This window comes from Streptomyces sp. SAI-170 (assembly GCF_049739565.1).
Classification (GTDB): Bacteria; Actinomycetota; Actinomycetes; order Streptomycetales; family Streptomycetaceae; genus Streptomyces.
Genome location: NZ_JBMGQD010000001.1, coordinates 2,050,976 through 2,063,290, shown reverse-complemented (window position 1 = coordinate 2,063,290; position 12,315 = coordinate 2,050,976). Strand labels below are relative to the sequence as shown.

Annotated in this window: 13 protein-coding genes; 5 read left to right on the top strand and 8 right to left on the bottom strand. The window is 72.6% G+C overall.

All coding sequences use genetic code 11. The features are described 5' to 3' along the window. Nucleotides 1-88 precede the first annotated feature (88 nt). Complete coding sequence (locus tag RKD23_RS09395; RefSeq protein WP_424853269.1) at nucleotides 89-787, bottom strand: peptidyl-tRNA hydrolase; 699 nt, start codon at nucleotides 785-787, stop codon at nucleotides 89-91. A gap of 82 nt (nucleotides 788-869) precedes the next feature. On the opposite strand from RKD23_RS09395, the gene RKD23_RS09390 reads away from it, so the two are divergent. Continuing rightward, complete coding sequence (locus RKD23_RS09390) at nucleotides 870-1,754, top strand: ATP-binding cassette domain-containing protein (RefSeq protein WP_424853268.1); 885 nt, start codon at nucleotides 870-872, stop codon at nucleotides 1,752-1,754. Next, entirely contained in the window at nucleotides 1,751-2,422 is a 672-nt protein-coding gene (locus RKD23_RS09385) for an ABC transporter (RefSeq protein WP_424853267.1), read from the top strand. Before RKD23_RS09390 ends, RKD23_RS09385 begins: the two co-directional genes overlap by 4 nt. Here the strand turns inward: RKD23_RS09385 and RKD23_RS09380 are convergent. The 7 genes from RKD23_RS09380 to zapE all read right to left on the bottom strand — a co-directional run bounded on the left by RKD23_RS09380 (nucleotide 2,414) and on the right by zapE (nucleotide 9,323). Continuing rightward, a complete protein-coding gene (locus RKD23_RS09380) occupies nucleotides 2,414-2,593 on the bottom strand; it encodes a hypothetical protein (protein ID WP_404033059.1) in 180 nt (59 codons plus the stop codon). The two genes, RKD23_RS09385 and RKD23_RS09380, sit on opposite strands and share 9 nt — an antisense overlap. Before the next feature lie 18 nt (nucleotides 2,594-2,611). After that, complete coding sequence (locus tag RKD23_RS09375; RefSeq protein WP_424853266.1) at nucleotides 2,612-3,457, bottom strand: polysaccharide deacetylase family protein; 846 nt, start codon at nucleotides 3,455-3,457, stop codon at nucleotides 2,612-2,614. 102 nt (nucleotides 3,458-3,559) lie between these two features. Continuing rightward, a complete protein-coding gene (locus RKD23_RS09370) occupies nucleotides 3,560-4,921 on the bottom strand; it encodes an alkaline phosphatase PhoX (RefSeq protein WP_424853265.1) in 1,362 nt (453 codons plus the stop codon). Nucleotides 4,922-5,013: 92 nt separating this feature from the next. Then, on the bottom strand, nucleotides 5,014-5,790 hold the full coding sequence (locus RKD23_RS09365; protein ID WP_404033050.1) for a slipin family protein: 777 nt from the start codon (nucleotides 5,788-5,790) through the stop codon (nucleotides 5,014-5,016). A gap of 138 nt (nucleotides 5,791-5,928) precedes the next feature. Continuing rightward, nucleotides 5,929-7,428 (bottom strand): SulP family inorganic anion transporter, encoded by a 1,500-nt coding sequence (locus tag RKD23_RS09360; protein WP_424853264.1) that lies wholly within the window; start codon nucleotides 7,426-7,428, stop codon nucleotides 5,929-5,931. An 8-nt stretch (nucleotides 7,429-7,436) separates the two neighbouring features. Next, entirely contained in the window at nucleotides 7,437-8,018 is a 582-nt protein-coding gene (locus RKD23_RS09355) for a carbonic anhydrase (protein ID WP_424853263.1), read from the bottom strand. A gap of 201 nt (nucleotides 8,019-8,219) precedes the next feature. Then, on the bottom strand, nucleotides 8,220-9,323 hold the full coding sequence (gene zapE / locus RKD23_RS09350) for a cell division protein ZapE (RefSeq protein WP_424853262.1): 1,104 nt from the start codon (nucleotides 9,321-9,323) through the stop codon (nucleotides 8,220-8,222). A 37-nt stretch (nucleotides 9,324-9,360) separates the two neighbouring features. Here zapE and RKD23_RS09345 point away from each other — a divergent pair, with 37 nt between their 5' ends. The 3 genes from RKD23_RS09345 to murC all read left to right on the top strand — a co-directional run bounded on the left by RKD23_RS09345 (nucleotide 9,361) and on the right by murC (nucleotide 12,299). Beyond that, entirely contained in the window at nucleotides 9,361-10,158 is a 798-nt protein-coding gene (locus RKD23_RS09345; protein WP_424853261.1) for a pyrimidine reductase family protein, read from the top strand. Nucleotides 10,159-10,312: 154 nt separating this feature from the next. After that, entirely contained in the window at nucleotides 10,313-10,786 is a 474-nt protein-coding gene (locus tag RKD23_RS09340) for an indole-3-glycerol phosphate synthase (protein ID WP_404033036.1), read from the top strand. 124 nt (nucleotides 10,787-10,910) lie between these two features. Then, entirely contained in the window at nucleotides 10,911-12,299 is a 1,389-nt protein-coding gene (gene murC / locus RKD23_RS09335; protein WP_424853260.1) for a UDP-N-acetylmuramate--L-alanine ligase, read from the top strand. Nucleotides 12,300-12,315: the final 16 nt, after the last annotated feature.

The following is a 12,315-nucleotide window of genomic DNA, read 5'->3' as shown; positions in this document are numbered from 1 at the left end:
AAGCCGACTGGTCGCTGTGGCCGGTGATGCACGGCCGACGACCAGTGGTACGCGCGGCGCACCCAGGATGTTCATCACGGTCCGGCTCTCAGTTCCGCAGCGCCGGATGCTCCGCGACCACCGTGCACGAGCCCGGCGCGATCTCCGTGAACCCGGCGTCCCGCACCACCGGCAGTCCGCTCTGGGTCAGCTCCCGCCAGCGGGCCGGGTCGGCGGTGCGCACGGCGAGCGGGAAGCCGGCCTCGCGCCACGCCTCGCGCTCCTCGTCCGACAGCTCCCACCAGGCGAGCTGGGCGCCGTGCCCGGCCTGCGCCATGGCCTTGCCGGCCGACATCTCCACCTCGGGGCTCATCCACAGCACGGGCGCCCCGGGGTCCGCGGCGACCGGCTCCTCGGGGTCGTCCAGCTCGGTGCCGGAGACCTGGAGCCGCGCGAGATCCTTGGGCCAGCCGTCCAGCGGCACGGGCGGGAACACCCGTACCTCCGCCGACTTCCCGGTCACGGTGATGCCGTCCAGCGCCTCGGCCCGCCGCCACTCCGCGCCCCGGGCCCGTCGTACGACCTTCCGGATCCGGGCGTCCTGCCAGTCCCGCACGGCCTGCGCCCACTCGCCCTCACCGAGGGACCGGGGGTCGCTGAGGATCGTCAGCACGGCCCGGGCGGCGGTCTCCAGCGCGTCGGTGCGGGCCGGGGGCGCGTCGCGCTCCATGCGGACGACCAACGGCAGCACGAACTGGGGCGCCTGGTCACGCGCGCTCGGCTCGGAACGGAAGGGGCTCTCACTCACACCGCGAGGCTACTGGACTCGCCTGGACGAACGGCGGCCCGTGTGATCAACCGATGTCCGCCCGCACCCGTCTAACGGGACGATGACCCTCGCACCCAGCGCTCTGCGCCTCGAAAACGTCGGCCGCCGCTACGGCGTCCGCGGCCCCTGGGTCCTGCGCGCCGTCGACCTGGACCTGGCACCCGGCACCCTCACCCGCGTCACAGGGCACAACGGCACCGGCAAGTCCACCCTGTTGCGCCTGCTCGCCCGCATCGACGCCCCGACCGAGGGCCGCCTCAGCGGCCGCCCCCGTACGGCGTACGTTCCCGAACGCTTCCCGCCCGCCCTGCCCTTCACCGCCCACGCCTACCTCACCCACCTCGGCACGGTGCACGGCCTGCCCCGCCCCAGGGCCGAGCGCGCCGCGGACGACTGGCTGGAGCGGTTCGGTGCCTTCCAGTACAGGGACACCCCCATGGCCAGGCTGTCCAAGGGGGGCAGTCAGAAGGTCGCCGTCGCCCAGGCGCTGCTCGCCGGACCGGAGCTGCTGGTGCTGGACGAGGCGTGGACCGGCCTGGACATGGACGCCCGCGCGGAGCTGGACCGGGCCGTCGCCGAGCGCGTTTCCGCCGGCGGGGCGGTCGTCTTCGTCGACCACGACCCGGCCCGGCTCGCCGGGCTGTCCGACGCCGAGTACGCGGTGTTCGAAGGCGGCCTGCACCGCCGTACACAGACCACATCCGCGTCCGTCGCCGGGCCGCAGGTCGTCGTCGAGGCGCAGGCGGCACCCGGCGCACTCCTGCCGGCAGAGGTGCTCCGGACCGCGACGACAACAGCCGAGACCGCTCCCGGCGTTCACCGGCTCACTGTCCCCGCCGCCCGCAGCGACGTATCGCTGCGCGCCCTGCTCACGGCCCGCCCGCCCTGGCATGTCGTCAGCGTGCGCCCCGCCACCGACAGCGACGCCCCGGAGAACCCCCGATGACCGCACTGCTCCGCTACCAGTCCGCGCTCCTGGTGCGCTCCCAGCGCTGGCTGCCGCCGTTCGTGCTGTACGCCGTCTTCCTCGCCGTCGGCGTGCAGGGCGGGGAGCCGGTGCTCGACTCGCTGGGCTACGCGGCCGCGGCGCTGCTGCCGGTCGCGGCCTGGCTGGTGCGGATCTGTGTCACCGGCGAGCCCCCGGCGGCCCGGGCCTGTGTGGCCGCGGCGGTCGGACCGGCGCGGGCGCATCTCGCCGCGCTGCTCGTCGCCCTGGGCGCGGCGGTGCTGCTCGGCACGGCGGCGACCCTGGTGGTGACGCTGATCAGCGATCCGGTGGGCGCCGACCATCAGACCCGGGTGTCACGGCCCGCGGCGGGCCTGGCCGGGCTGCTCGCGGCCCAGGCGTGCGCGCTGCTCGGCACCGCTGTGGGCGCACTCACTGTCTGGCCGGTGCTGCGCTCGACCGGCCGCGCGGTGCCCACGCTGTTGCTGGCCGCGCTGCTCGCCCTGGTCGTCAGTGGCTCCCCGGCGAACGCCGCCGTCAGCGGCCTGGTCACCGGTTCCCGGTCGGGCACGGTGACCGTGCCGGTGCTGCCGCTGCTGGCGGCCGCGCTGTCGGCCGTGACCGCAACGGCCGTGGCCTGCGCGCTCACCGCCCGCCGCTCACCCTGAGCAGGCCGTGCGCTGGGCCTCCTGCCACTCGCAGACCGGGCACAGGGTGATGCCCTTGTACGTCTCGGGGTACTCCGTCGGCTCCCGGCACAGCACGCACTCGGCGTACGGCGGGCCCTCGGCCTTCGGTGGCCGGGCCGGGGCGATCAGGCAGTAGTCGTCCTCGCTCATGCCTCCAGCGTAGGACGGTCACCGGCCCCGGGCGGCGGCCCCGATCAGCTCCGAGACCTTCACGAAGCGGTAGCCCCGCCGGCGCAGCTCCGGGACGATCTCCCGGACGGCCCGCTCGGTGGCGGGGGCCGCGCTGCGGGTGCAGTGCAGGACGACGACCGAGCCGGGGCGCACCCCGTCCAGGACCTGGCGGGCGACGGCGTCGGAGTCCGTGGCGAAGGCGTCGCCGCCGACCACGTCCCACTGCACGGCCGTCACACCCGTGGGCGTCAGGGCCCGCAGCGCCTCACGGTCGTAACAGCCGCCGGGAAAACGGAAGTAAGGCATCGCGTCCGGGACGCCCGCCGCGCGGAACGCCGTGTACGCCCGCTCCACGTCGGACCGCATCCGGCCCGCGGGCAGGTCCGGCAGGCCGTAGCAGTCGGGGGTGAAGGCGTAGTGGCTGTAGGAGTGGTTGGCGACCTCGAAGAGGCGGTCGCGGCCGATGGCGCGGGCCTGCTCCGGGTACTGCTCGGCCCACCGGCCCGTCATGAAGACCGTCGCCGGGACCTTCAGCGCGCGCAGGGTGGCGATCAGGGAGGGGTTGTCGAAGTGCTCGCCGGCCGCCGCCCGGTCGCCCTGGCCCGCGGTCATGTCGGCGTCGAAGGTCAGCGCGACGGTCCTGCCCGCGCCGCGGGGGCCGTTGCGGAAGACGGGGGTCAGACCCGCCGGGCCCGGCGCCAGGGTGGGCGGCCGGGTCACCGAGGGGGAGGGGGCCGGGCGGGCGGCGCCCGAGGAGCGGGGCGGCGCCGCGGGGGTGCCGCACGCGGAGAGGGCCGCGCCGAGCGCACAGACGGCGGCGATTCGTCGTACAGAAAGGATCACCGTACGAACGTAAGAGGAGCGAACCGGCATTTCGGGGAGCCGGTGCCGTCCGTGCGCCCGTGCCGGGCGGGGATCACCCGCCCGGGCCCGCCGCGGTGCGGGTCAGCCCTTCCAGGGGCCCGTCACGGCGAACGTCGTGCCGGGGGTGTAGCAGTTGACGTACATCGTCCTGCCGTCGGGGGAGAAGGTGACGCCGGCGAACTCGCTGTACGCCGGAGCCTGTGGTGTGCCGATGTTCTGGCGGTTGCGGGCCATGGCGTAGACCTCGCCGCTGCGGGTGACGCCGTAGACGTGCTGGACGCCGCTGCCGTCCTCGCACACCATCAGGCCGCCGCTGGGGGCGAGGCAGATGTTGTCCGGGGAATCGCCGGGCAGCTGCACATCGGAGTCGGGGCCGAAGACGATCACCAGGGTGAGACGGCGGCGCCGGGGGTCCAGGCGCCAGATCTGGCCGTAGTGGTCGGCCCCCGAGCCGTTGCTCCTGCGCGCGAACGACGACACGAAGTACACGCTGCGCCCGCCCCAGTAGCAGCCCTCCAGCTTCTGCGCATGGGTGATGCCCCCGGCCCCGAAGTCCTGCAGCCGGATCGGCGTCGTCTTCGCCAGCGGATCGGGTACGTCCACCCACTGCACCCCGTTGAACGAGGTGCCCGCCTCCTGGACCACCGACAGGTCCGGCACCCCGGGCACCCGCATCGCCTGGAGCCGGCCGCCCGCGCGCAGCGAGCCGGGGCCGCCCAGCGGCTTCTCCGGCAGGAAGCGGTAGAACAGGCCGAACGGCTTCTGGAAGGCGTCCTCCGTCTCGTAGACGATGCCACGGCCCGGGTCGACCGCGATCGCCTCGTGCGCGAAGCGGCCCATGGCGGTCAGCGGCACCGCGCCGCTGCGGTGCGGGTCGACCGGGTCCACCTCGAAGATGAAGCCGTGGTCCTTGGTGTACCCGTTGGTACCTGCCTTGTCCTCCGTCTCCTCGCAGGTCAGCCAGGTGCGCCACGGGGTCGGGCCGCCCGCGCAGTTGACGGCCGTGCCCGCGATCGCCACCCGCTCGGACAGGACGCGGTTGCGGGAGTCGAGGGTGAGCGTCGTACAGCCGCCCTTGCCCATCGGGTCGTACGTCAGGCCCGGGACGGTGGGGACGATGATGCGGCCGGTGACGCGGTTCTCGTGGTTGCGGACGAGATGGACGCGGCCGCCTCTGCCCGGCAGGGCGGTCATGCCGTCGAAGTTGGAGGGCACCGGGCCCTCGCCGGAGCGCAGGGCGTCGCCCTCGCGGGAGAGCACCCGGTAGCGGAAACCTTCCGGCAGATCGAGCAGGCCGTTCGGGTCGGGCACGAGCGGGCCGTAGCCCTGATGGCCGAGGCCCTGCGCGGCGGCCGTACCGGTGAACAGCTCCGAGAGGGCTCCGGTGAACGCGATGCCGGCCCCCACGGCCCCGGAACGGGCCAGCGCCTGACGACGAGTCATGGACATGGTGCAGCCTTCCTGTTGGCGGACAGGACTGACCAGGCGTGTCTATCACCCACAGGGCCCCGCGGGAACTACGCGCGTCGCAGGAGTCACCGGTCCGGTGGCGGCTGCTGCGCCTTCTCGAGGAACCTCAGCAGCTCCACCGGGAACGGCAGCACCAGCGTCGAGTTCTTCTCCGCCGCGACCGCCACGATGGTCTGGAGCAGGCGCAGTTGGAGCGCGGCCGGGGTCTCGGACATCTGCTGCGCGGCCTCGGCGAGCTTCTTCGACGCCTGCAGCTCGGCGTCCGCGTTGATGACCCGGGCCCGGCGCTCGCGGTCGGCCTCGGCCTGACGGGCCATCGAGCGCTTCATGGTGTCCGGCAGCGACACGTCCTTGATCTCGACGCGGTCGATCTGCACGCCCCAGCCGACGGCGGGGCTGTCGATCATCAGTTCCAGGCCCTCGTTGAGCTTCTCGCGGTTGGACAGCAGGTCGTCCAGCTCGCTCTTGCCGATGATGGACCTCAGCGAGGTCTGCGCCATCTGCGAGACCGCGAACCGGTAGTCCTCGACATTGACGATCGCGGCCGCCGCGTCCACGACCTTGAAGTAGACGACCGCGTCCACCCGCACCGTGACGTTGTCCCGGGTGATGCCCTCCTGAGCCGGGATCGGCATGGTCACGATCTGCAGATTGACTTTGCGGATGCGGTCCAGGCCCGGCACGATCAGCGTCAGCCCCGGGGCGCGCGGCTTGTCGCGCAGCCGGCCGAGCCGGAACACCACGCCGCGTTCGTACTGCTTGACCACCCGGGCCGCCGCCGCGACGTAGACCAGACCCGCCGCGCCCGCCCCCGCGGCCACCGCCAGCAGCTCCTGGAGCATGACGACCTCCTCGGCCGGAGGGCCCGATTGCCCGCTCCTGTCACGATATGCCCGGAGCCCGGTCCGGGGCCATGAGCGGGCGCGGACCGGGCAGGGGTCGACTCGGGGGTCGATTCAGGGGCCGTCTCAGGGGCCGTCTCAGGGTGCGGCGACCTCCACCGGCTCGGTGGCGGCCGCGGTGACCTTCACCGGCTCGGCGCTGGTCGCGCTGTGCCGCTCGGACCAGCCCTGGAGCGCCGTACGGAAGGCGTGGTCCAGGTGGTGCAGTCCGGACAGGTCCAGCTCCACGGGCCGGTCCTGGGGCAGTGCCTCCAGGCTGTCGAGGACCTTCGGCAGTCTGAGGAAGGTCGCGTTGCCCGACAGATACACCTGGATGGGGCCCGCGCCCTTGTCGACGACCTCCAGGCGGAGGTTCGAGGCCTCCCACGCCGTCTTGACGATGGCGAGGCCCAGGCCGATGAGCACGCCCTCGAACATGCTGACCGAGACGATCGCCAGCGCCGTCACCGCGAGGATCACCGCCTCGCCGCGGCTCTCGCGCCACAGCGGCACGAGCGTGCGCACCGGTATCAGCTTGGCGCCGGCGTGGATCAGGACGCCCGCCAGGGCCGCGATGGGGATGTACGCCAGCACCTGCGGCAGCAGGGCGGCGAACAGCAGCAGCCACAGGCCGTGCATCACCCGGGCGGCCTTGGTGCGCGCGCCCGCCTGGACGTTGGCGGAGCTGCGCACGATGACCGCGGTCAGCGGCAGGGCGCCGAGCAGACCGCTGACGGCGTTGCCCGCGCCCTGCGCGACCAGCTCCTTGTCGTACTCGGTGCGCGGCCCGGAGTGCATCCGGTCCACGGCCGCGGCGCTGAACAGCGACTCCGCGGAGGCGATCATGGTGAACGCGACGATGGTGGCGAGCATCCCGGGGTCGGCCAGGTCGCCCAGCGTGCCGAGGGAGGGCAGCCGCACCGAGTCGAACAGGCCGTGCACCTCGACGGTGGCCACCGGCAGGCTCAGGGCCACCGAGGCGAGGGTCGCGAGGCCCACCGCGGCGAGCGGACCGGGCACCGCACGCACCCGGCCGGGCAGCCGCGGCCACAGCACCAGCACGGCGATCGTGCCCGCGCCCAGGGCCAGCGAGGCGAGCGACGCGGTGTCCGTGAGGGCGTCCGCCAACGCCCCGGGCACACCGGCGATCTTCTCCAGGCCCGAGGAGGGCGCCTTAGTGTCGGCGAGCGCGTACAGCTGTCCGGCGATGAGGACCAGACCGATACCGGCCAGCATGCCCTCGACGACGGACACGGATATCGCGCGGAACCAACGGCCCAGTCTCAGGCTGCCCATGAGGATCTGCAGCAGGCCGGTGGCGAGCACCATCACGCCGAGCGCGGCGAGGCCGAACTCGGAGACGGCCTCGAAGACCAGCACGGTCAGTCCGGCCGCCGGGCCGGACACCTGCAGGCTGCTGCCGCGCATCACTCCGGTGACGAGGCCGCCCACGATGCCGGTGACCAGGCCGAGTTCGGCCGGGACGCCGGACGCGACGGCCACGCCGACGCAGAGGGGGAGAGCGACCAGGAACACCACGAGGGAAGCGAGGAAGTCCTGCTTCAGGTGGGGGTTGTGTATGTGGGGGTGTATGGACATGGCACGCCTCACAGGGCCTCGAACGCGTCGGACTCCGCGCGGTGTTCGCGCACGGCACCGGTGTGCACCTCGTAGTACCAGGCGTGTGTGCGCAACCGCCTTTCTGCCAGGGCCCGTTCCACGCAGGGGTAGGAACGCAGCCGCATCAGCTGGGCGAGGACGTGGTGCTGCACCGCGTCGGCGACGGTGGGGTCGTCGCGGTCCGCCGCGGCCGGTTCGCCGGCGGCGTGCGCCAGCCAGTCGCGCACGGCGGGCACCGCGTCGAGGTCGTCGCCCCGGACCAGCGCCCCGACCGCGCCGCAGTGCGAGTGGCCGCAGACGACGACGTCCTGGACGCCGAGCACGTCCACGGCGTACTCGATGGTGGCCGCCTCGGCGGTGGGGCGGGCCAGGTCGTGGGGCGGGACGATGTTGCCCGCGGTGCGCAGCTCGAACAGCTCGCCGGGTCCCGCTCCCGTGATCAGGGCCGGTACGACCCTGGAATCGGAGCAGGTGATGAACAGAACGGTGGGCGACTGGCCCTCGGCGAGCCTGGCGAACTCCTCAGGGCGCTGTCCGAACGTACGGGCGTTGTCGATGAGGGGTTGCATGGGTTGGCCTCCTGGAGGCACGGCAAAGCAGTATGCCGCGTCCCAATGGTTGGTCAACAGATGGTCAAGAAACACGTTAGCCGGGCAAAGTCGCTTGCAGGGTGAACGACGTGTTTCCGACCGGAAAGAGCTGCGAAAGGGCGGGTCAGTGGCCTGATCCCGCCCTTGTGCGCGCGTACTATCTGATGTTCGGTGATCTGTTCAGGACTCCACGAGGCGCTTGGCGTCCCGAGCCAGCGCGGTGAGCCGGGAGATGGCCCGGAAGTACTTCTTCCGGTAGCCGCCCTTCAGCATCTCCTCGCTGAACAGCCGGTCGAACGGCAGCCCGGAGGCCAGCACCGGCACCTCACGGTCGTAGAGCCGGTCGGCCAGGACGACCAGCCGCAGCGCCGTCGACTGGTCCGGCACGGGCGTCACACCGGTGAGGCAGACCGCCCGGAGGTCGTCGGTCAGCGCGCCGTAGCGGCTGGGGTGGACGCGGGCGAGGTGCTCCAGCAGGTGCGGGAAGTCGTCGAGGGAGGCGCCCGGGGTGGCGTAGGCGGCCTTCGTCACCCGGTCGTCGGAGTACGGCGCCGGGGCCTCGGGCAGGCCGCGGTGGCGGTAGTCCTCGCCGTCGATGCGCAGGGCGCGGAAGTGGGCCGACAGGCCCTGGATCTCGCGCAGGAAGTCGGCCGCCGCGAACCGGCCCTCGCCGAGCTTGCCGGGCAGGGTGTTGGAGGTGGCCGCGAGGGCGACACCCGCTTCGACCAGCTTGCCGAGGAGGGTGGAGACCAGGACGGTGTCGCCCGGGTCGTCCAGCTCGAACTCGTCGATGCACAGCAGCCGGTGCCCGGAGAGGGTCTTCACCGTCTGCTGGAAGCCGAGCGCGCCGACCAGGTTGGTCAGCTCCACGAAGGTGCCGAACGCCTTCAGGGACGGCTCCGCCGGAGTGGCGTGCCACAGGGAGGCCAGCAGATGGGTCTTGCCGACGCCGTAGCCGCCGTCCAGATAGACACCGCGCGGGCCGGCCGGGGCCTTGGGGGTCTTCGCCCGGCCGAAGCCGAGGAAGCCGCGCCGGCCGGCGCCGGTGGCGTGCGCGCCGCCCAGTCCGGCCGCGAAGTCCTCCAGGACCCGGACCGCCTCGGTCTGGCTGGGCTGGTTCGGGTCCGGGATGTACGTGCTGAAGCGCACCGAGTCGAACCGCGGCGGCGGCACCATCTCGGCGACCAGCCGGTCCGCGGGGACGTGCGGCTCGCGGGCGCACAGGGACAGCGGGGCCGGGTCGGCTATCGGGTGGAGGCCGGAGGCAGCGGGGGAGGACGACACGGTTCCCCAGCTTAAGCGGCGTGGAACACTGCGGAACATGCGACGCCTGTTCCCTGTGACCGATGAAACAGCAGCCCCGGCCTCCGAGACCCGGGAAAGGGGCGACCACGAGTGGAGTCTGTCCGAGCTCGCTACCGCCTACGCGTATCCCCGGACCGGCCCCGAGGGTCCCGAGGTGTGGCTGCGCGCCAACATGGTCTCCACGCTCGACGGAGCCGCCCAGCACGACGGCCGCTCGCAGCCCATCTCCACCGCGACCGACATGCGGATCTTCGGCACGCTGCGGGCGCTGGCGGATGTGGTCGTGGTCGGTGCTGAAACGGTACGCCAGGAGGGCTACCGCCCGGCACGCGTGCGTGCGGAGTTCGCCGCAGCGCGCGAGGCCGCCGGTCAGGCCCCCGCGCCCGCGATCGCCGTGGTCACCGCCGGCCTGGACCTCGACTTCTCGCTGCCGCTGTTCACCTCACCGGCCGTACCCACCCTGATCCTCACCGGCGCGGCCGCCGCGCCCGACCGCAGGGCTGCCGCCGAGAAGGCCGGCGCGCAGGTGGTGATCGCCGGTGACGGGGTGGGCGTGGACCCCGTGCGGGCCGTGCGGGAGCTGGCCGAGCTCGGGCACACGCGGCTGCTGACCGAGGGCGGGCCGCGGCTGCTGGGCCAGCTGATCGCCTCCGGCGTGCTCGACGAGCTGTGTCTGACGGTCTCGCCGATGCTCACCGCGGGCGACGCGCAGCGGATCGCGGGCGGCCCGTCCGTCACCGTTCCGCGCCATTTCGAACTCGTGTCCCTGCTGGAAGAGGCCGGGTTCTTGTTCAGTCGCTACCGTCGGTCGTGAAATCAGCGGAATGTGCCGTTCCGTTTAGCTTCCGCTGGGCAAACTTAGACCGGCAGTACCCGTGCGATCACGGGGCAGGATGGTTTCCGCAGGGCCTGGAACGGCCCACGCAGGACGGAGGGCCCATGGGGCCCTCGAACAAGAAGGGGCGCTGGTGTTCACAAGCGTTTTGATGATCGAGAAGGCCCTGACGTCCGCCGACGTGGAGTTCGTCACGACCTTGCACGGGGACGAGCAGGTCTCCTTCCACGTGCTCCTCCAGCCACGCGGCGAACAGGCGGACCGGCTGCTGCGCGCCATCGACGACATCGCCCTCGGCGAGCTGGACGAGGCGGTGCGGGAGGGTTCCACGCCGGAGGGCGACGTGGCGATGAACGTCGGGGAGAAGGCGCTGGAGGTGTCCTTGACGGCGTTGCGCACCGCGGGGTCCGAGGCGGAGGGGCGGCTGGTCGACGACCATCCGCTGGAGGCGCTGAAGGGGCTGGTCGCGGAGGTGGGGGCCGACGAGGTGATCGTGCTGACCGACCCCCACTATGTGGAGGAGTTCTTCCACCGGGACTGGGCCTCTCGGGCTCGGCACAAGGTGGGCGTGCCGGTGCTGAAGCTGTTCTCGCACAGCAAGGCGTAGCTGTGTGGGGTGCTCGGGAGCGTTGCCGGGTGCGGGTGCGTCGTGGTTGCTCGCGCAGTTCCCCGCGCCCCTGGGGGCATTAGGGTGGAGCCCTACCTCGTATCGCAATCTTGGGAGAACACGCATGGCACCCGGCCTTCCTACCGCCATGGAGCGACCTCACTTCATCGGTATCGGCGGGGCCGGGATGTCCGGGATCGCGAAGATCCTCGCCCAGCGCGGGGCGGCCGTCGCCGGCAGCGATGCCAAGGAATCGGCGACCGCCGAGGCGCTGCGGGCGCTGGGTGCCACCGTGCACATCGGGCACGCGGCCGAGCACCTGGCGGACGACGCGAGCTGTGTCGTGGTGTCGTCGGCGATCCGGGCGGACAACCCGGAGCTGGTGCGCGCGGCGGAGCTGGGCATCCCCGTGGTGCACCGGTCCGACGCGCTCGCGGCGCTGATGGAGGGCCTGCGGCCGATCGCGGTCGCGGGCACCCACGGCAAGACGACCACCACCTCGATGCTGGCCGTCTCGCTCGGCTCGCTGGGCCGGCAGCCGTCGTACGCGATCGGCGGCGACCTGGACGCGCCCGGCTCCAACGCGCTGCACGGCGAGGGCGAGATCTTCGTCGCCGAGGCGGACGAAAGCGACCGCAGCTTCCACAAGTACGCGCCCGAGGTGGCGATCGTGCTCAACGTGGAGCTCGACCACCACGCCAACTACGCGTCGATGGACGAGATCTACGAGTCGTTCCAGACCTTCGCGGGCCGGATCGTGCCCGGCGGCACGCTGGTGATCTCCGCCGACCACGAGGGCGCCCGGGAGCTGACCCGGCGCGTCGCGGGCACCGTGCGGACGGTGACGTACGGCGAGGCGGCGGACGCGGACGTGCGGGTGCTGTCCGTCGTGCCGCAGGGGCTCAAGAGCGAGGTCACCGTCCTGCTGGACGGCGAGCAGCTCACCTTCACGGTGTCGGTCCCGGGCCGGCACTACGCGCACAACGCGGTCGCCGCCCTCGCGGCGGGCGTGGCGCTGGGCGTCCCGGCCGCCGAGCTGGCACCGGCGCTGGCCGCGTACACCGGGGTGAAGCGGCGCCTGCAGCTCAAGGGTGAGGCCAAGGGCGTGCAGGTGATCGACTCCTACGCCCACCACCCGACCGAGATGACCGCGGATCTGGAGGCGATGCGGGCGGCCGCCGGTGACGCGCGCATCCTGGTCGTCTTCCAGCCGCACCTGTTCTCCCGCACCCAGGAGCTGGGCAAGGAGATGGGCCAGGCGCTGGCCCTGGCGGACGCCTCCGTGGTCCTCGACATCTACCCGGCCCGTGAGGACCCGATCCCCGGGGTCACCAGCGAGCTGATCATCGAGGCGGCGCGGGCGGCCGGCGCGGACGTCACCGCCGTCCACGACAAGGGCGAGGTGCCCGAGGCCGTCGTGGGAATGGCGGGGCCCGGGGATCTCGTTCTCACCATGGGAGCGGGCGATGTCACCGACCTCGGCCCGCACATCCTGGACCGCCTGTCCCAGTGATCTGCGTGAGGAATGA